The sequence below is a fragment of the Castellaniella sp. WN genome, from assembly GCF_054457555.1.
This window is the reverse complement of the sequence record NZ_JBTKZC010000002.1, coordinates 430,651-449,184: the sequence shown is the minus strand read 5'-3', so window position 1 is coordinate 449,184 and position 18,534 is coordinate 430,651. Positions and strand designations below refer to the sequence as shown.

Below are 18,534 nucleotides of genomic sequence, written 5' to 3'. Positions count from 1 at the left end.
CCATGCTGGAGCTCTATTCCTATTTCCGCAGTTCGGCGGCCTACCGCGTCCGGATCGCGCTGGGACTGAAGGGCCTGGATTACCGGGTCGTGCCGGTGCACCTGCTGCGCCATGGCGGCGAGCAGTTCGGGGATGAATACCGGCGCCGCAATCCGGAAGGCCTGGTGCCGGCGCTGGACGAACGCGGCCGGATCCTGACCCAGTCCCTGGCGATCATGGAATACCTGGACGAGACGCACGGCCCCGCCACCCTGCTGCCGGCCGACGCGCCGGGCCGCGCCCGGGTCCGCGCCCTGGCGCTGCACATCGCCTGCGACATCCATCCCCTGAACAACCTGCGTGTCCTGCGCTGGCTGGCGCACGAACTGAAGATCGATCAGTCCGCCCGCGACGACTGGTACCGGCACTGGGTGGCGCTGGGCTTCCATTCGCTGGAGGACCAGTTGCGATCGCCCGCGACGGGCTTGTGCTGCCATGGCGACGAGCCGGGCCTGGCCGACTGCTGCCTGGTACCCCAGGTCTACAACGCGCGCCGTTATGATGTGGATCTGTCGGCCTTCCCGACGATCGCACGGATCGCGGCGCATTGCGAATCGCTGCCGGCCTTCCGGGCCGCGCATCCGGACGCGCAGCCGGACGCCGAGTGACGGGGCGCCGCCCGCGGACGCGGGACGCGGCCCCGCCGGCCCGGCGCGCGTGACGCGACCGCCCGCCGAGTTTTTCAGGAGATCATCATGAACACGACACCCTCCCTGGAATACCAGAGCGGATTCGGCAACGAGTTCGCCTCCGAGGCCCTGCCCGGCGCACTGCCGGCGGGCCGCAATTCCCCACAGCGGGCACCCTACGGCCTGTATGCCGAGCAATTGTCGGGCACGGCCTTCACGGCGCCGCGCCACGCCAACCGGCGGTCCTGGCTGTATCGCATCCGGCCGGCGGCCACGCACGGGCCGTTCGAGCCGTCCTCCGCGGGCGCGCGCTGGCTGAGCCGCTACGACGAAGTCCCCACGCCGCCGGACCCGCTGCGCTGGGATCCCCCGCCGCTGCCCGGCGAGGACACGGCGACGGATTTCGTGGACGGCATGGTGACCATGGGCGGCAACGCCGGCTGCGGCATCCACCTGTACGCCGCCAACCGTTCGATGGAGCGGTATTTCTACGATGCAGACGGCGAATTGCTGATCGTGCCGCAACAGGGCCGCCTGGAACTGGCGACCGAGCTGGGCGTGCTGATGATCGAACCCCAGGAGATCGCGGTCATCCCGCGCGGCGTGCGCTTCCAGGTCCGCCTGCCCGATGGCGCGGCGCGCGGCTATGTGTGCGAGAACCCCGGCGCGCATCTCCGGCTGCCCGACCTGGGCGTGATCGGCTCGAACGGCCTGGCCAACCCGCGCGACTTCCTGGCGCCCGTGGCCGCCTACGAGGACGTCGAGGGCGACTTCGAACTGCTGGCGAAATTCCAGGGCCGCTTCTGGCGCGCCCGCATGGACCATTCGCCTCTGGACGTGGTGGCCTGGCACGGCAACGACACACCCTACAAATACGATCTGCGCCGCTTCAATGCGATCGGCTCGATCACCTACGATCATCCGGATCCGTCGATCTTCCTGGTGCTGCACGCGCCCGGCGCCGTGCCGGGCGTGGACACCATCGACTTCGTCGTCTTCGCCCCGCGCATCCTGGCGATGCGGGACACGTTCCGGCCGCCCTGGTTCCATCGCAACCTGGCGGGCGAGTTCATGGGCCTGGTGCATGGCCGCTACGACGCCAAGGCCGAGGGCTTCCAGCCCGGCGGCGCCTCGCTGCACAACACCATGACCGGCCACGGCCCCGACGCCGAGACCTTCGCCAAGGCCAGCGCGGCGGACACGTCCCGGCCCGACTATGTCGCCGACACCATGGCGTTCATATTCGAGACGCCGGTGGCGATCCAGGCCACGCGCCAGGCCCTGGAATCGCCGCAGCGGCAGCGGGAATACTACCGCTGCTGGCAGGGGCTGCGGAAGCACTTCGATCCGGCGCGGCGGTGATCCGGCTCGACGCGGGGGGGATGGCCATCGCGCAGGGAACGCCGGACGCTCGCACGTTACTCAAGGAGACTTGAAGCGTGGCGTTCCCGCGTCGCCGTGGCGCGCGTGGAGTCTGGGATCTTCCGGAGCGCCCCAACAGGAGTTCCGTATCATGCCGAATGGTATTCAAATCCCCCCCCCCCCCCCACACACACACACCCTTCCCGCGCCCGACCAGTTTGAACTGAAGGATTTCGGATGCGGCCCCCTGGGGACGCGTGGCAATCGGGGAGATTTCCAGCGGGGAGTCGACGTCACCCGGCGCGTCCCGGGTCCCAATTTGTTGCATAGGCTCTATCGATCCCTGGATAATTTTTTGTGTTACGCCCTCGACACATCCAAGGGAAAGGAAAAGATGTGGGCGGCGCAGGATAAGCGTAACCAGGCCCGCGATAACGGTCTCCTGATTGGCAATCTGCTGGGTGATCTGACGGAGCAGCAGTATTGGTCGCCGGATAAAAAGAGCGTCGGCAATCTGATCAAGCTTGCCGAGCGGTCCGAGGGAAATCTGGACCGCCTGGTTGGCGGCCCGCGCGCGTTGAAGCTGTTCCTGTCTGAACTGACCGATGACGATCTGCTGGTTCTCGAAAAAGGCCTGCAGGACGTTACCGACAAAAATCAACCGGTTGCCGCCAAAGCGCGCCTGCTCAGGGCGATTGGCAACGACGCCTGCCGTAATCAGGCTGGAGCAATATTGAATCGGGTCGCCCTGGCTATGAACGATGAGATCGTCCGTAGGAGGCTCCCCTCTTTGGCGGAGTCGTTGAGCCAGCTCGATGAGCTGTTGACCAAGAGGGAAAGAGACGGCCTCTTGACTGAGGATGACGAGAAAAATCTGGCGAATAGGCTCAAGCAATTGTCAAACGATCGCCTAAATTTATGGAATGCCGACCGTATAAGGCGCTTGTCTGACAGTGATCTCAGATGTTTGACGCAATTGGGTGGCAAGAGGGGTGGCAAGAGGGATGGCAGCAAAGAATTTTCTCCCCGAGTCAACGCGCTCTTGATTTCGGAAGGGCTGAAGCACTTGTGGAAGGCGGTGGATGATGAAATCGTACGGCGAGCGGAATTCCCCGATCTCAAAGCGCTGAACAGCGGGATGGACGCCCTTTCTCGTGACGAGGTCGTGGCGAAACTGCGTGAATTACGGGGGAAGGTCGATTCCGTGCGAAGTTGCTATGGAGCTCTGCCCAAGGGTATGGAGTCGGAGTTGCGCGCGCTGTGTGCCAAAGCCGCAGGGCGGCTGTTTGATTCCAATTCGCTGAAAATAACGGCGCGTACCCTTCCCAGCGACCTCGTAACGAAACTGTCCAAGTTCCAGGAGGAAGTCATGCTCGTGCATGCGGTCCACGGGGATTTTCCCAAGGACGTGAATTCGCATTTTGATGCGTATGTTTCGCATGTATTGCGCACACTTTCCGATACCATGAACAAGCTGTCTGGTATTACGGGGGCAAATCCATCCGGTCAGAAAGGTCATACCTTGTATGAGCTAAAAAAATTGGATAAAGCAATATCGTCTTTGACGTCGGATGTCATGTCTTTCATTGACGAGCGCTCTCATGAGAAAGGCAGGGCTGTTGCTATGCAGAATGAGATGCGAGACGGGATTCGAGAACAGCGGAATGTTCTATTCAAGCAAGACTTTGAGGGGTTGCGAGAGAGCCTGAGAGACGCCATTTCAGCGGAGAAACACGTCGGGATCGCACAGGCGCTGGCCAATCTGAGCCAAGAGATTGATAGGGTGCGGGACCGCTGTTATGACGCCGGGGTTTGGCTGCCCTGCATGCGTGATGTGGAGGGGGATATCCGGTCCGCCTTCGACCATTTGCACAGTCAGGCGGATACGGCGGGGCAGGGGGCGAGAGACCCGTTCGTGCTGGGCGACACCAGCCTGAACAGTCTGGATGATGAGACGTTGCTCCTGCTGGGCCGCTGCGGCAATCTGACGGGGCATGGCCTGACGGTGCGCGACGAAGACTGCAAGCGCATCGTACTGTCGCGTGCCGGGATGGATCCGGACAAGCGCATGGTGGTCGGGAATCTGGAGAACCTGCTGTCGGCCCTGGCCCAAGAATCTGTGAACGAGCAGGATCTGGTGGAGCGGCTGCGGGGCCTGTCCGATCTGGGCCGTCTGCGTGAGAGAGTGAGGGAGAGTGAGGGAGAGGGGGGGAAGAACAAGTTGAGCCTGGAGGAATACGACCGAAGATTCGTGGATGACTTGAGATTGGCGATGCTGGGCCGGGAATCATCTCTCAAGAAGATCGATCCGCGGTTGCTGGATCACCTGCTGAATGAATTCATCATGGAAGCGGATGCGCCTGGTCACCAGCAGGCGGTCAGGGATCAGCTTGCGATGACCGTTCGCCAGCTCAACGGTATCAAGACGGTCTTGTCTCGTGCCGTGCCTCCCGTCGGACCGATGGACTCGAATCCCGGGGCGGCGCCTATCCGGGCGCTGTCGCCGGATTTCCATGCGGCCATGGCGAGGAGTTACGGTTTGCCCGCTGAGAGTCCGGGCGCTAGCGCCCGGACCGTCTTTGCCTCTTCCTGGGCAGGGATGTCGTTTGAGGCACGCCTGAACGCGAGTCGCTATTTGTACGACTTGCATTCGCCCATTGCGCCTTATGCTCAAAAGGTTGAAAGTTTCCGTGCCTTGTACGGGATCGTGAACCGCAGCGACAAAGCGCGCTTCAAGATCGAGGAAGCCGATGACAAGATTTCCTATACCCTGGATCTGGCCGATAGGCCGAAGCTGGAATTTTTCCTGAGTTTCCAGCGTGTATCGCTGGACCGGACGAGATTGGCTCAAGAACTGAATCGTAATGACTACTGGGGGCGCGAGGCCAGCGGCTTCGAGATACGAACTGGCGATGAGCAGTTGGAAGCGGATATTCTCCGCGGCAAGTATGTCGTGGGGGGGATGCTGCTGGAAGACCCTGATGAAGGCAACGTGGATCAGGCTGCGCAGAAAAAACAGAACTTTGATCGAGCACTGGATCAGCTCAACGCGAATCACGAACAACAAAAGCGCATCAGGGAAATCTGCAATCAGACGACTAGTGGATACATTGGCGACGCTGCCGCCACCACCCGGGAGGTAGACGGCTGGGGTGTGCCAGGAGGGGGGGTGTCGATGAGCTACGCAGTGAGCAGAAGCGAGGATGGGGAAATCCTGGTTCAGGTCGATGTGATCAAGGATATCGATCTGCCCAATGCTACTGGCCAGGTAATGGATGCAGCGACCCGCGAGGATGCGCTGGAAATCATTCATGACCCAGATTCATCATCGAATATGAGTGGGACACGCCACTATAAAGCCCAGGAGGCGCACCTGAAATTGCAGGTCGCGGCCGATGGCCGGGTCACGGTCGAGGACGCGGTCTTTCTGAGCAGTAAAAATAAGCGCACGATCCAGAGAAGAATATCTTTCCAGGAGGGCGATGTGTCCGGGCGCTCGCGCACTTCATGAATCCAGAGACCCGGGCGCGCCTTCGCCGCGCCCGGATCGCCCTCCGATGCAGAAGCACTTCGATCCGGCGAAGCGATAGACTGACCCCTGCCCCCATCGATCAAAAACGATCGAGGGGAGTCGGGTGGCGCCATGCCTCCCACTCGGCTCCCCGTCTTAAGAACTGAAACCACGCCGATTGCAAGATACCTGCCCGGCAATCTGCTCAGACGCTCACTCCTTCCACGAATCCAGATACCCCGGCACCTTGACCCCTTCGGGCAGGGTATCCAGTTCCAGCGGATAGCGCGAATCGATCATCACCGCGACCTCGTCGGTGTACTTGCGTTCGCCCTTGTTGTTGGCCGCGGCGGCCGCGAACGCCTTGGGGTGCGGGCCGTGGTGGAAGCCCGAGGGGTGCAGCGTGAACATGCCCGGCTTGATGTTGTCGCGGCTGAAGAAATTGCCCTGGTGGTAGAAGATCGACTCGTCGAATTCGTCGTTGTTGTGATAGAAGGGCACCTTCAGCGCGCCTGGGTCGCTTTCGATGGGGCGCGGGGCGAAGGTGCAGACGATGATGGTATTCGACAGGAAGGTCGCGTGCACCGTCGGCGGCAGGTGATAGCGGTCCGACAGCAGCTCGCGGATGTCGCGCCAGTTCAGTTTCACCGGCACGCAGTCGCCGTGCCAGCCGGCCGTATCCAGGAAGTTGTAGGGGAAGGTCACCGTCGTGACCTGCTGGCGGCGCTTGGCGCGCACGCGGGTTTCATGCTCGCCGTACTGGGCCTTGTAAGCCTCGTCGATCTTGGGCGTATCCAGCACGGCCAGGTCGAATTGCGCATGGCGGCCGGTGATGCCGCGCTCCGGCAACTGGAACAGGTCCTCGGTGGCCTCGATGGTCAGAACCTCGTTGCGCACGGCGGTTTCCAGGCGCCAGGTCGTGCCGCGCGGGATGTTGATGTAGTCGCCCTCGCGGTAGCTCATGTGGCCGTAGTCGCAGAAGAACTCGCCCTCGCCCCGGTGGAAGAACAGGATCATGTCGCCGTCGCCGTTGCGCGCCAGGTCCGGCATGGACACGTCGAATTTCCAGAAACAGACCTGAGTCTGGCCGTTGTGCATGAAGCGCCGCGCCTTCCAGGGGCAGGGGGCGCTGTCGTCCAGGTTGTTCAGGTCCAGCAGGGTGAGCTCGAACGGGCCCTCCCATTTCGTCCAGCCGGTGGGCTTGTGCGTGTGGAGGATGTGGCTGGCCGGGCCGAAGAAGCCGTTGCGGCCGTGTTCGCGTTCATACAGGCCGTCGGGAATGTCGCAGTGGGCCTGGCGGGTGTGGATGCCTTCGGCCTTGGGGAAGGTGATGGGGTTCTTCATCAGGGTCTCCGAGAGTGTTATATAATGATTAACAGCGTTAATGTTTAAACAACAATATCAATCTAAGACCTGGCGAACGATGCGTCCAACAGTTTTTCCCCATGAATCGATCGGTCCGGCTTCTGCCGACGCGGGCGGCCAGCCGGGCGACATTCCGGGCATCCAGTCGGTGGAGGTGGGACTGGCGCTGTTCCGCCTGCTGGCGGACGGGGGCGCGCCGTGCGGCCTGTCGGATCTGGCCCGGCGCGCGGGGATGCACCGGGCCAAGGCCTACCGCTATCTGGTCAGCCTGGCGCGCGCCGGCTGGGTCGTCCAGGATGCGCGCACGGGCCAGTACGATGTCGGCCCGGCCGTGCGCGACCTGGCGCTGGCCTGGTTGTCGCGCCAGGATCCCCTGCGGCTGGCCGGGGCGGAGGCCCGCGCGCTGGCGCAGACGCTGGGCGAGACCTGCTTCGTCGCGGTGCGCGGGCAGGGCGGGGTGACCGCCGTCCGGGTCTGCCAGCCCGGCCGGGGGGTGTCCGTCGGCGTGGCCGAAGGCGCCTTGTTCGACCTGGAATCCTCGGCCACGGGACGCGTCTTCGCCGCCTGGCAGGATCCGCCGTTCAGGCGGCTTCCCGCCGCCGCGCGGCGCGACATCCGCTCACGCGGCCTGGCGATGGTGGAAGGCGAACACGTCCCGGGCATCAACGCGTTCAGCGTGCCGGTGTTCGACGCGCAGGGCCAGTTGCTGCTGGCCCTGACGCTGGTGGGGCATGCCGGTTCCCTGCGGGCCGATCCGGACGGCCCGGCCGCCGAGGCCTTGCGGGCAGCCGGCCGAAGGGTTTCGGCGGCGCTGGGGGGATGAGCCCGGACACGGCGCGGACTGGCCCGTGCCTGGCGGATCGGCGCGGCTTGCAAGCCGCGACGCGGAGGGATGCCACGGCTTGAGCCGCCGGGCGCCCCGGGCTATGAATCGGCGTTCGCACACGCTCCGCATGCCCAATCCGCCGCATGGAGCGCATGCAGGCGAGTGGTGTCGAACAAGGGAACGTCGGCGTGCCGCGCTTCGATCAGCAGCGAAATTTCCGTGCAGCCGAGGATGATGGCTTGCGCCCCGTTCGCGGCCAGGCGGCGGATGATGTCCCGGTAGGCGTCGCGCGAGCCGTCCTCGACGCGGCCCAGGCACAGCTCTTCGTAGATGATGCGATGAACCGTATGACGATCCGCGTCCTCCGGGATCAGGACCCGCAGCCCGTGCCGCGCTTCGAGCCGTTCGCGGTAGAACGCCTGTTCCATCGTGAAGCGTGTGCCCAGCAACCCGACGGTGGCATATCCCGCCGCCTTGATGGCCGCCGCGGTCGGATCGGCAATATGCAGCAGGGGGATGCCGACCGCGGCTTCGATCCGGTCGGCCACCTTGTGCATGGTGTTGGTGCATAGCACCAGCCCGTCCGCGCCGGCCGCTTCGAGCCTGCCCGCGACATCGGCCAGCAATGCGCCCGCCCGCTCCCATTGCCCGGCATGCTGGAGCTGCTCGATGGCGTGGAAATCCACGCTGTAGAGCACGATGCGCGCCGAATGCAATCCGCCGAGCCGCTGTTTGACGGCTTCGTTGATTTGCCGGTAGTACGGGATGGTGGATTCCCAGCTCATGCCTCCGATCAGGCCGATGGTTTTCATAGGCGTTCCTTCCTTTGCGTTCCGGGTGCGCGCGGTCGCCGGCGGGCCGGCGAAGCTGAAATGAAAGGCCCCGCCGGTTGCGCCGGCGGGGCTCGGGGGAGGGTCTGTCGCTTGTCATTCACCCGATCCGCGACGATGCGTGCGTCACGACGGATAGTGTCGCGGAAATCGCGGGCCGGGGCTACTCGAGGATGAACCGCCGTCCGTTCTCCGGGCCGCGCCCGTCCGGACAGGGCGGTCTTTCGCGCGCAGGCCCGCGCTCAGTCGATCAGCTTCCAGTCGCCATTGTGGATCTCGAGCATGCGGAAGGCGCTCAGGTCCAGACCCATGTGATCGGTCGCGGACATGTTCACCACCCCGCCCGTGCCGACGTAGCCCTTGGTCTGCTCGAGGGCATCGCGCACCTTGGACTTGTCGGTGCCGCCGGCCCGCTTGACCGCGTCGGCGTAGAGCATCAGGCCGTCATAGGCGTGGCCGCCGAAAGTCGAGACTTCGGCTTTCCAGCGTGCCTGGAACGCCTTGGCGTAGGCCGTGACGACCGGCTTCTGGGCGTCGCTGTCGGGCAGCTTGTCGGCGACGACCAGCGCCGCGCAGGGCAGGCGCACGCCTTCGGCCGCGTCGCGGGCCAGCTTGATGAACTCGTTCGAGCACACGCCGTGCGCGTGGTAGAGCGGCAGTTGCACGTTCAACTGCTTGTAGTTGCGGGTGACCAGCGCCGGTCCCTGGCCCAGGCCGAAGACCAGCACGGCCTGGACGGCGGGGTCATTCTTGATCTTGGTGAGCTGCGGGCTCATGTCGGTATCCTTGGGGCCGTAGGTCTCGTTGGCCACGATCTGGATGCCGTAGTTGGGCGCGACCAGTTCGGATTCCTTCTTGCCGGACTGGCCGAAGCCGCTGGTCTCACTGAGCAGGGCGATCTTGGTGTAGCCGCGCTTCTTCATGTCCTCGAAGACTTTTTCGGCGGCCATGCGGTCGGTGTGCGGGGTCTTGAACAGCCACTTCTTCACCGGATCGATGATGACGACCGCGCCCGCCAGGGAAATGAAGGGGACGCCCGCCTTTTCGGCCAGCGGATCCATGGACATGGTGGACCCCGTCGTGGTGCCGCCGATGATGACGTCGACCTGGTCGTCGTAGATCAGGCGCTTGGCGAAGCTGTTGGCCTTGTTCGCGTCGCTGCCGTCGTCGTAGTGCACGAGCTGCAGCGGCCGGCCCAGCAGGCCGCCCGCCTTGTTGATGGACTCGACGTACATTTCCAGGGTCTTGACCTCGGGGTCGCCCAGGAAGGCCGCGGGGCCGGTGGCCGACAGGACCGAGCCGATCTTGATGGGGTCGGCCGCCTGGGCGGTGAAACCGAAGGCGGCCAGCGCGAAGCCGGTCATCCAGCGCCGTGTCGATGCTTTCATGGTGTGTCTCCTTGGGTGTGGGTATTTTCGATGATCATGGCGATGCCCTGGCCCACGCCGATGCACATGGCGCACAGGGCGTAACGGCCGCCGGTCCGGGTCAGTTCGGCGCTGGCGGTGGTGATCAGCCGGGCGCCACTCATGCCCAGCGGATGGCCGATGGCGATCGCGCCGCCATTCGGATTCACGTGCGGAGCGTCATCGGGCAGTCCAAGTTCGCGCATCACCGCCAGCGACTGGGCGGCGAAGGCCTCGTTGAGCTCGATCACGTCCATCTGTTCCAGTGTCAGGCCGGTCAGGGCCAGCGCCTTGCGCACGGCTGGAACCGGGCCGATGCCCATGATGCGCGGAGCCACCCCCGCCACCGCCATGCCCAGGATGCGGGCGCGGGGCGTCAGGTCGTGCCGCCGCGCCGCTTCGCCGGAGGCCAGCAGCACGGCGCAGGCGCCGTCGTTGACGCCCGAGGCGTTGCCCGCCGTGACGCTCAGGTCCGGTCCGTTGATGCCGCGCAGGCGCGCCAGGGCCTCGGCGCTCGCGTCGGGCCGGGGATGCTCGTCCGTGTCGATGACCAGGTCGTCGGCCTTGCGGCGCGCGATGCGCACCGGCACGATCTCGTCCGCGAAGAGGCCGGCCGCCCGGGCGCGCGCCCAGCGTTGCTGGCTGCGCAGCGCGAAGGCGTCCTGGTCGGCGCGCGAGACGCCGAATTCCCCGGCGACGTTGTCCGCCGTCTCCGGCATGGAATGCGTGCCGTGCGCCTGAGCGAGGCGCGGGTTGACGAAGCGCCAGCCGATGGTGGTGTCGTACATCGCCGCCTGGCGCGACCAGGCCTGCTCGGCCTTGGCTATGACGAAGGGCGCGCGCGACATGGATTCGACGCCGCCGGCGATCATCAGGTGGGCCTCCCCCGCGCGGATGGCGCGGGCGGCCATGCCGATGGCGTCCATGCCCGACCCGCACAGGCGGTTGATCGTGGCGCCGGGGGCGGACAGGGGCAGGCCGGCCAGCAGCGCGGCCATGCGGGCCACGTTGCGGTTGTCCTCGCCGGCCTGGTTGGCGCAGCCGAGGAGGACGTCGTCGAGGGCCGACCAGTCGAGGCCGGGGTGGCGCTCCATCAAGGCGCGCAGCGGCAGCGCGGCCAGGTCGTCGGCACGCACGCCGGCCAGAGCGCCGCCGTAGCGGCCGACGGGGGTGCGCACCGCGTCGCAGAGAAAAGCGTCCATGGGTCTTCCTTATGATTGCCTGGGGCGTTCATCGAACACGCGGCGGGCCTTGCCGGTCTGGGTGCGCGGCAGTTCGCCGTAGCGCAGGACGGTGACCTTGGTCGAGATGCCGATGTTGGTCTTGATGTGGTGCTGCAGGCGGCGGACGGACTGGTCCACGGCCTCGGTGCTGGCGCCGTTGGCCTCGTGCTGCAGTTCGCAGCGGATCTCCACCTGATCCAGGTGGTTGGTGCGCGTGACGACGATCTGGTAGATGCCGTTGAAGATCGGGTCGCGCAGGATCTGCTCTTCGATCTGGGTAGGGAACACGTTCACCCCCCGGATGATCAGCATGTCGTCGCTGCGGCCGGTGATGCGGCCCATGCGGCGGAAGCTGCGGGCGGTCGGAGGCAGCAGCCGGGTGAGGTCGCGGGTGCGGTAACGCACGATGGGCAGGGCTTCCTTGGTGAGCGAGGTGAAGACCAGTTCGCCCTCTTCGCCGTCGGCCACCGGTTCGCCGGTGGCCGGATCGATGATTTCCGGATAGAAGTGATCTTCCCAGATCACCGGGCCGTCCTTGGTTTCGATGCACTCGGAAGCGACACCCGGGCCCATGACCTCGGACAGGCCATAGATGTCCACGGCGTCCAGTCCCAGCTTGCGCTCGATCTCGGCGCGCATGCCTTCGCCCCAGGGTTCCGCGCCGAAGATCCCGGCCTTCAGGGAAATGTCCTCGGGGGCGATTCCCTGGCGATCGAATTCTTCCGCGATGACCAGTGAATAGGAGGGCGTCACCATGATGATGTCGGGCCGCAGGTCCATGATCAGCTGCACCTGCTTCTCGGTCTGCCCGCCGGACATGGGGATGACGGTACAGCCGGCGCGTTCCGCCCCGTAGTGGGCGCCCAGCCCGCCGGTGAACAGGCCGTAGCCGTAGGCGACGTGAACGGTGTCGCCCGCGCGGCCGCCCGCCGCGCGGATCGACCGGGCCACCAGCTGGGCCCAGGTGTCGATGTCCTTCAGTGTGTAGCCGACGACTGTGGGCTTGCCGGTCGTGCCCGACGAGGCGTGCAGGCGGGCCAGGCGTTCCCGGGGTACGGCGAACATGCCGAAGGGATAGTTGCGCCGCAGGTCTTCCTTGGTGGTGCAGGGAAACTTGCGGATGTCCTCCAGGCGTCGCAGGTCGTCGGGATGGACGCCGCGCGCCTCGAATGCCTGGCGGTAGTGCGGAACGTTGTCGTAGGCGTGGCGCAGGGTCTGGCGCAGGCGTTCGAGCTGCAGCGCGGCGATTTCGTCGCGGCTGGCGGTCTCGATGGGCTCCAGGTCCCCGGCTTGGGCGGTCTTGACGGGCATGATGTTTGTCTCCTTGTCTCGTGATTCGGGTCGTGGCGGGCCGATCAGGATCTGTTCGCGCTGGACGGGCCCTGCGGGGCGCCCAGGGGCGGGGTGTCGGTCACCATGCCCTGGATGCGGTGGGACTTGCCGCGGAACAGCGCGACGTCGCGGCCCGCCGTCAGGTTGTGGACCGTGATGTCGTACACCCCGGTACGCCCACCCTGGGTCCGGGCCTCCGCGCGCGCCTGCAGGCGGTCGCCTTCGCGGGCGGGCGCCAGGAAATCGATGTGGCAGGCCGAGGCCACCGTATTGTGGTTGTCGCTGTTGCAGGCGTAGGCGAAGGCGGTGTCGGCCAGCGTGAAGATCATGCCGCCGTGGCAGATGCCATGGCCGTTGAGCATGTCGTCGCGCACGGTCATCGACAGCCGGGCGCTGCCGGGGGCGATGGAGTCCAGGCGCATGTCCAGCGACTGCGCGGCGCGGTCTCGGGACCACATGGCGGCGGCCACGGTTTCGGCCAGGGTCTGGGGGGCGAGGGCTTCATGCGTCATGGAGTGGTTTTCCCGAGTGGATGGCGGATTGCAGGGCGATGCAGGGGCGATAGCGTTCGCCGTCGCTGCGGCGCAGATGGTTCAGGACCGCGCCGATCGTAGCGGCGCCGATGCGGTTGCACCAGTCCAGCGGTCCCAGCGGATAGTTCACGCCCAGCCGCATGGCCAGGTCGAGGTCGGCGGCGTCGCAGACGCCCTGATGGACTGTGTCGGCGGCTTCGTTGATCAGCATGGCGACGGTGCGCATGACCACCATGCCGGGCGCATCCTGGATGGGGGCGGCGTCGAAGCCCGCCGCCTGGAGCAGGCCGATGGCGTCCCGGCGCGCCGGTTCCGGGCATTGCCGGGCGGCGGCCAGGGGCAGGCAGGCGGCCGTGGCCGGATCCAGTGCCAGGTCCAGCAGCAGCGTGGCGGGCTGGTCCAGGTCGCGGGCGCGCTCGGTGGCGCTGCGGCCGTCGGTCAGGTACAGGACGGCATCGCCGGCCTGCGCGACACGCCCGTCCCTGGCGGCGGGGGCGGCGTCGAACGCGACGCCGCGCGCCCGCAGGCGGTCGGCCAGCGCCCGCGCCAGGGGGGCGTCGCCATGGATCGAGAGGGCTTCCGGACAAGGTCGTGGAGCGGCCAGCCGCGGCGCGGGCGCTGGCGCGCCCGGGCGGTAGTCGTGGAAGCCGCGCCCGGATTTGCGTCCCAGGCGCCCGCCGTCGACCAGTTCCTGCTGCAGCAGGGACGGCTCGAAACGCGGCGCGTGGTGGAAGGCCGTCCAGACGCTGCGGGAGACGGCGGCGTTGATGTCCTGGCCGATCAGGTCGGTCAGCTCGCACGGCCCCATGCGGAAGCCGCCGCAGGCGCGCATGACGTGGTCCAGCGTGGCCGGGTCCAGGACCTGTTCCTGCAGCAGGCGCAGGCCTTCGGCGTAGAAGGGGCGGGCTACGCGGTTGACGATGAAGCCGGGCGTGGAGCGGGCGAACACCGGCGTTTTGCCCCAGGCCGCCGCGGTGTCGGCCAGTGCGCGAGCCGTGGCCGGATCGGTGTCCAGGCCGGAGACGATCTCGACCAGTGGCATGCGCGGCGCCGGGTTGAAGAAGTGCAGGCCGCCCAGGCGTTCGGGGTGGCGCAGGCCCGCGCCGATGGCCGTGACCGGGATGGACGAGGTGTTGGTGGCGAGCAGGCAGCCTGGCGCCACGATGGCTTCGAGCGCGCCGAACAGGGCGGCCTTGGCGTCGAGCCGTTCGACGATGGCCTCGATGACCAGCCCGCAGCCGGCCAGGCCATCGAGGGCGTCCGCGGCGCCCAGGGCCTGGCCGGCGGATTCCGCCCGGCCGGCGTCCAGCCGGCCCTTGGCCGCCAGGACGTTCAGGCCGTCCCGGATGCCGGCGATCGCCTGGGCCGCGGCGCCGGGACGGGTGTCGTGCAGGCGGACGGGATGGCCGGCCAGGGCGGCGACCTGGGCGATACCGGCGCCCATCGTGCCGGCGCCGATCACGGCGACGGGGGTGCTGGGGTCCAGGGCGGTCATGCGCTCATTCCCCCGTGAAGCGGGCGGGACGTTTTTCCAGGAAGGCGGCGACGCCCTCCGCGTAGTCGGACCGCCAGCCCAGTTCGCGCATGATGCCGGCCTCCATCGAGAGTTGTTGTTCCAGTGTGTGCGAGGCGGCGGCCTGCATGGCCTGGCGGGTGCGCACCAGCGCCCGGGTCGGCGCCTGGGCCAACCGGGTGGCCAGCCGGTCGATCTCGGCCTCGAAGGCGTCGTCGGCGACGCAGGACCAGATCAGGCCCCAGTCGGCCGCCTGGCGCGCGGGCAGCCGTTCGGCCAGCAGGGCCAGGCCCATGGCGCGCGCCATGCCGACGCGCTGGGGCAGCAGCCAGGTGCCGCCGGTGTCGGGGATCAGGCCGACCTTGCTGAAAGCCTGCAGGAAATAGGCGGATTCGGCGGCGACGACCAGGTCGCAGGCCAGGGCGATGGAGGCTCCCGCGCCGGCGGCGATCCCATTGACGGCCGCCAGGGTCGGAACCCGCAGGTTCTGCAGGGCGAGGATCAGCGGCTTGTAGAAAGTCTCGACGGTGGCGCCCAGGTCGGGCGCCTGGCCGGCGCCGATCTGCATGGCGCGGTCGCCCAGATCCTGGCCCGCGCAGAAACCGCGCCCCGCGCCGCCCAGGACCAGTACACGGGCCGCGCCGTCACGCTGGACCCGGTCCAGCGCGTCGCGCGCTTCGAGATGCATGGCTTCGGTGAAGCTGTTGAGCTTGTCTGGACGCGCCAGGGTCAGGCGGGCAATACCCCCGTCGATGGAAAAGCGGATGTTCTGGTAGGTCATAGACTCGGGCCCTCGCGGATCGGGATGGACGGTCTTCAGGCGTGGCGGCGGCGCTGCACGACCCGGAAGCGGTTGGCCACGAAGGCCGAGTCCGCATACGAGGCGTTGGCTGCCGGGTTGCCGCCCGTCCCGTGGAAATCGGAGAAGGCGGCCGACTGGTTCACGAAGACCCCGCCCGTCAGATTGATGGACAGGGCGACCCTGGCCCGCCAGGAAACCTGGACGGCGGCGTCCAGCACGGCTTCGCGGGTGCTGTAGATCGCGAGCGTCAGCGCGCCGTGCCGGCGCGTCAGATCCTCGGCCAGCGCCAGGGCGGCGTCCGTATCGTCGGCGCGCACCAGGAAGCTGATGGGGCCGAACTGTTCCCGGGCATAGTGTTCCGTGTCCCGTGCGTCGCAGGCCAGCAGGACCGGCGTGCGCGCCCGTGCCCGGGGGAATTCCTCGTAATGCGGCGTCCGGGGCGCCAGAACGATCCGGCCCATGCCGCCGCCGGCCGCCTCGTCGATGCGGGCCAGCGTGGCGTCGGACTGGATCGCCCCCAGCACGGCCAGGGCGGTTTCCGGCTTTTCCAGGAAGCGTTCGATCGCCTGGGCCAGGTCCTGGCCGACCTGGTCGAAGGACTTGCGGCCCTGGTCGGTGTCGATGCCCTGCGCCGGGATGATGATCGCCTGGGAGGTCGTGCACATCTGTCCGGAATAGAGCGACAGGGTGAAGGCCAGGTTGCGCAGCATGCCCGCGTAGTCGTCGGTGGAGTCGATCACGATGCCGTTCACACCGGCGAGTTCCGCGTAAACCTGGGCCTGGCGGCAGTGGTCCAGCAGCCACTGACCGAAAACATTGCCGCCCGTGTAATCGATCGAGCGGACTTCCGGATGGGTGTACAGCGCGTGCGCGGCCTCGTGGTCGGGCGGCAGGCACAGGGTGACCAGGTCCGGGTCCAGACCGTTCTCGGCTAGCACGGCGCGGATCGTGCGGACCGTGATGGCGGCGGGCAGGACGACGTTGCCGTGAGGTTTCAGGATCACGGGGTTGCCGGTGGCCAGGGCCGCGAACAGTCCCGGATAGGTGTTCCAGGTGGGGAAGGTGGCGCAGCCGATGACCACACCGACACCCCGGCCGACGATTTCATAGTGCTTGCGCATGACCAGGGCGGGGTGCTTGCCCTGCGGTTTCTCCCAGACGGACTCGGCGGGGATGAACGACATTTCGCGCCAGGCGTAGGCCACGGCCTCCAGTCCGCGGTCCTGGGCGTGGGGGCCGCCCGCCTGGAAGGCCATCATCCAGCCCTGGCCGCTGGTCATCATGACCGCGTGGGCGATCTCGAAGCTCTGGCGGTTCAGCCGCTGCAGGATTTCCAGGCAGATGCCGACCCGGCCCTCGGCGCCCAGCGCCTGCCAGGCGGGCATCGCCGCCAGGGCCGCCCGCACCAGGGCCTGAGGATCGGACCGGGGATAGCGGATGTCCAGGGGGACGCCGTAAGGTGAAGTCTCGCCGTCGTGCCAGCCGCACTGGCCCGGCTGGCCGAGTTCGAAGGGCTTGCCCAGATGGGCCTCGAAGGCGGCGCGGCCGGCCTCGGGCGCGCCTTCGCCGTAGGCCTTGGGGCTGGGGGATTCGGCATAGGCCGACCAGTAGCCGCGGGTGGCGATGGCCTCGAGCGCGCGGTCGAGCAGGGGGCGGTGCTGGTCCAGCAGGGGGTGCGACATGGGGAGTCTCCAGTGCCGGCCCGTGGGGGGCGGCATTCCTTTAGAAATACGAAACTTTATATTTGATGTTGATTAATGTATCACTTCTGGAAAGCAACTTTTCAATCAAACCTAATTTATCTGATTTCATGATGGATTCATCAAGGAATCGAATAACAAGGAAAATCAATGGTTTCATAGAGAATTCATTCGTGCATTCGACTTGGATATTCATTCATTCAGGAAAACCCTAGATCATAAGCGATACAAATAATTTGACAGAAGCTCTGTTCAAGTAACATGATTGAGCCGTGCCCGATCCGAATCGGGACAAAAGGACCAGAATCCGTCCGACCCTCGTACACCCATCCAAAGGAGCCCTTTCATGTCCAGCAAGGAACGCTTTTCGGACAAGATGGAATTTCCACCCGAAATTGAACAGCCCAACGTCTACCCCCTGTCCTGGCACCGCAAGACCCAGAAGCTGCAAGAAGTCTGGGAAGCCTCGCTCAGGGAATACTGGGAACCCGAGAAACTGCCCTGGGATACGCTCGATGTCGAGAGCTATTCCTGGGAAGAGCGCGAATGCATCGCCTACTGGTGGACGCTGCTGTCGGTATTCGACGCGTCCGCGCCTCCGGTCTTCGCCGAGGCCCTGATCAAGACCTACGAGGTCCACGAAGAGGATCCCGTGCGCAAGTGCTTCTTCTCGGTCACCAGCGACGAGCAGAACCACGAGATCATGTGCGGCCTGTCGATCACCAAGCTGCTCGACCACCCCGATCCCCTCACCTACGAGCCCAAGACCGACATCGGCCGCCGCCTGCAGAAAAATGCCAAGTGGCTGTATTTCAACGGCGCGCGTTACTGGAACGGTTACAAGAATGCCGTACCCAAGTACGACCTGGCGGTGCTGTTCAGCTCCTTCCTGATGGGGGAGATCGCCGCCGCCACCATCTTCAAGCAGATGTACGAGAACTCGCGCGAGCCGGTCTTCAAGGAAGCCTTCAAGAACATCGGCCGCGACGAGGGCCGCCACATGGCGATCTGCATGGCGGTGATGGAGCGCGACTATCCGGGGCTGAGCGAAGAGCACAAGTCGATCGTCACCAAGCAGATTCGCGCGGGCTATCTGTTTCTGTCGGCCGTCCTGTTCGAGCCGCCGATGGAGTTCTGGGACCTGCCCGAGGACTTCATCGCCACGCAGCGCGAGGCCGAGGCCATCGCCCGCGATGCCGGTTTCGGCATCCCCACCTACGAGGCCAAGCTCGAGAACTGGAAGAACGCGATGCTGAATCTCAAGGGCGTCCTGGATCGCTACGGCATTCCGTTCCCGGCCATCCCCGAAGTCGGGATCACCGGCCACGAGGTCTCGGACGTGGAAATGCAGGACATCATCCCGGTGTTCTGACCCGCGGGGAAGGGGCGCTGTCGCGCGCCCTCCTCCCTTGCGGTCGCATGCCGGCCCCGGCCGCGCTCCTCGCGGCGGGGCCGCCCCCAGA

The 18,534-nt window shown here is 66.1% G+C and carries 14 protein-coding genes; 5 read left to right on the top strand and 9 right to left on the bottom strand.

Annotated elements, in window-relative coordinates; genetic code table 11:
* The first annotated feature begins 5 nt into the window (after positions 1-5).
* The 3 genes from maiA to ACTPOE_RS15995 all read left to right on the top strand — a co-directional run bounded on the left by maiA (position 6) and on the right by ACTPOE_RS15995 (position 5,541).
* Positions 6-647, top strand: a complete 642-nt coding sequence (gene maiA / locus ACTPOE_RS16005) for a maleylacetoacetate isomerase (protein ID WP_458873515.1) — start codon at positions 6-8, stop codon at positions 645-647.
* 87 nt (positions 648-734) lie between these two features.
* On the top strand, positions 735-2,030 hold the full coding sequence (hmgA, locus tag ACTPOE_RS16000) for a homogentisate 1,2-dioxygenase (protein WP_458873221.1): 1,296 nt from the start codon (positions 735-737) through the stop codon (positions 2,028-2,030).
* 355 nt (positions 2,031-2,385) lie between these two features.
* A complete protein-coding gene (locus ACTPOE_RS15995; protein ID WP_458873220.1) occupies positions 2,386-5,541 on the top strand; it encodes a hypothetical protein in 3,156 nt (1,051 codons plus the stop codon).
* Positions 5,542-5,754: 213 nt separating this feature from the next.
* Here the strand turns inward: ACTPOE_RS15995 and ACTPOE_RS15990 are convergent, their stop codons facing one another.
* On the bottom strand, positions 5,755-6,885 hold the full coding sequence (locus tag ACTPOE_RS15990; RefSeq protein ID WP_458873219.1) for a homogentisate 1,2-dioxygenase: 1,131 nt from the start codon (positions 6,883-6,885) through the stop codon (positions 5,755-5,757).
* 79 nt (positions 6,886-6,964) lie between these two features.
* Here ACTPOE_RS15990 and ACTPOE_RS15985 point away from each other — a divergent pair, with 79 nt between their 5' ends.
* Complete coding sequence (locus ACTPOE_RS15985) at positions 6,965-7,729, top strand: IclR family transcriptional regulator (protein ID WP_458873218.1); 765 nt, start codon at positions 6,965-6,967, stop codon at positions 7,727-7,729.
* A gap of 101 nt (positions 7,730-7,830) precedes the next feature.
* Here the strand turns inward: ACTPOE_RS15985 and ACTPOE_RS15980 are convergent, their stop codons facing one another.
* The 8 genes from ACTPOE_RS15980 to paaN form a co-directional block, all read right to left on the bottom strand.
* Positions 7,831-8,544 (bottom strand): aspartate/glutamate racemase family protein, encoded by a 714-nt coding sequence (locus ACTPOE_RS15980; RefSeq protein ID WP_458873217.1) that lies wholly within the window; start codon positions 8,542-8,544, stop codon positions 7,831-7,833.
* 260 nt (positions 8,545-8,804) lie between these two features.
* Positions 8,805-9,950 carry an ABC transporter substrate-binding protein gene (locus ACTPOE_RS15975; protein ID WP_458873216.1) on the bottom strand — a complete coding sequence of 382 codons (1,146 nt, stop codon included), beginning with the start codon at positions 9,948-9,950 and terminating at the stop codon, positions 8,805-8,807.
* Positions 9,947-11,170, bottom strand: coding sequence for a 3-oxoadipyl-CoA thiolase (gene pcaF / locus ACTPOE_RS15970; protein WP_458873215.1), 1,224 nt, complete (start codon positions 11,168-11,170; stop codon positions 9,947-9,949). Before pcaF ends, ACTPOE_RS15975 begins: the two co-directional genes overlap by 4 nt.
* A gap of 9 nt (positions 11,171-11,179) precedes the next feature.
* Complete coding sequence (paaK, locus tag ACTPOE_RS15965) at positions 11,180-12,502, bottom strand: phenylacetate--CoA ligase PaaK (RefSeq protein WP_458873214.1); 1,323 nt, start codon at positions 12,500-12,502, stop codon at positions 11,180-11,182.
* A 44-nt stretch (positions 12,503-12,546) separates the two neighbouring features.
* The gene (gene paaI / locus ACTPOE_RS15960) at positions 12,547-13,035 is read right to left on the bottom strand and encodes a hydroxyphenylacetyl-CoA thioesterase PaaI (protein WP_458873213.1); all 489 of its coding nucleotides are present in this window, start codon (positions 13,033-13,035) and stop codon (positions 12,547-12,549) included.
* A complete protein-coding gene (locus ACTPOE_RS15955; RefSeq protein WP_458873212.1) occupies positions 13,025-14,551 on the bottom strand; it encodes a 3-hydroxyacyl-CoA dehydrogenase in 1,527 nt (508 codons plus the stop codon). Before ACTPOE_RS15955 ends, paaI begins: the two co-directional genes overlap by 11 nt.
* Before the next feature lie 4 nt (positions 14,552-14,555).
* Complete coding sequence (gene paaG / locus ACTPOE_RS15950; protein ID WP_458873211.1) at positions 14,556-15,350, bottom strand: 2-(1,2-epoxy-1,2-dihydrophenyl)acetyl-CoA isomerase PaaG; 795 nt, start codon at positions 15,348-15,350, stop codon at positions 14,556-14,558.
* Positions 15,351-15,385: 35 nt separating this feature from the next.
* A complete protein-coding gene (gene paaN / locus ACTPOE_RS15945) occupies positions 15,386-17,053 on the bottom strand; it encodes a phenylacetic acid degradation protein PaaN (RefSeq protein WP_458873210.1) in 1,668 nt (555 codons plus the stop codon).
* A gap of 364 nt (positions 17,054-17,417) precedes the next feature.
* Here paaN and ACTPOE_RS15940 point away from each other — a divergent pair, with 364 nt between their 5' ends.
* Positions 17,418-18,443, top strand: coding sequence for a ferritin family protein (locus ACTPOE_RS15940; RefSeq protein WP_458873209.1), 1,026 nt, complete (start codon positions 17,418-17,420; stop codon positions 18,441-18,443).
* Positions 18,444-18,534: the final 91 nt, after the last annotated feature.